6 tRNA genes are annotated in these 603 nt (G+C 50.9%); all 6 read left to right on the forward strand.

What is annotated here, in order from left to right:
• Positions 1–68: 68 nt before the first annotated feature.
• The 6 genes from M3G15_RS21390 to M3G15_RS21415 all read left to right on the forward strand — a co-directional run bounded on the left by M3G15_RS21390 (position 69) and on the right by M3G15_RS21415 (position 596).
• Positions 69–141: transfer RNA gene (locus M3G15_RS21390), tRNA-Thr, on the forward strand.
• 11 nt (positions 142–152) lie between these two features.
• Positions 153–227 (forward strand) — tRNA-Glu (locus M3G15_RS21395).
• A 29-nt stretch (positions 228–256) separates the two neighbouring features.
• Positions 257–332: transfer RNA gene (locus M3G15_RS21400), tRNA-Val, on the forward strand.
• 7 nt (positions 333–339) lie between these two features.
• Positions 340–414 (forward strand) — tRNA-Gln (locus M3G15_RS21405).
• A 13-nt stretch (positions 415–427) separates the two neighbouring features.
• A tRNA-Lys gene (locus M3G15_RS21410) sits at positions 428–503 on the forward strand.
• Positions 504–512: 9 nt separating this feature from the next.
• Positions 513–596, forward strand: a tRNA-Leu gene (locus tag M3G15_RS21415).
• The last annotated feature ends 7 nt before the right edge of the window (positions 597–603 follow it).

The raw sequence follows: 603 nt of genomic DNA on the forward strand, positions 1-603 counted from the left end.
AAATCCCCAGAAAGTGACGATTTGCTTCGAAGCATATTCCGATTACTTTCTGGGGACCCCAAAAATTTGCTCTCATAGCTCAGTAGGTAGAGTGCATCCATGGTAAGGATGAGGTCACCGGTTCGATCCCGGTTGAGAGCTTCCCTACATATGGCCCGTTGGTCAAGGGGTTAAGACACCTCCCTTTCACGGAGGTAACAGGGGTTCGAATCCCCTACGGGTCACCATCTTCTTTCATATGTAGTCCCAGATATCTGGAGGCTTAGCTCAGCTGGGAGAGCATCTGCCTTACAAGCAGAGGGTCGGGGGTTCGATCCCCTCAGCCTCCACCATAAATATTGGGGATTAGCCAAGCGGTAAGGCAACGGACTTTGACTCCGTCATGCATAGGTTCGAATCCTATATCCCCAGCCATTTTTCTAAGTAAGAGCCATTAGCTCAGTTGGTAGAGCACCTGACTTTTAATCAGGGTGTCGAAGGTTCGAGTCCTTCATGGCTCACCAGTTTTCCTTGCGCGTGTGGCGGAATTGGCAGACGCACTAGACTTAGGATCTAGCGTCTTTGACGTGGGGGTTCAAGTCCCTCCACGCGCACCATCTATGC

The sequence above is a fragment of the Paenibacillus sp. p3-SID1389 genome (assembly GCF_025151705.1).
Lineage (GTDB): Bacteria > Bacillota > Bacilli > Paenibacillales > Paenibacillaceae > Fontibacillus > Fontibacillus phoenicis.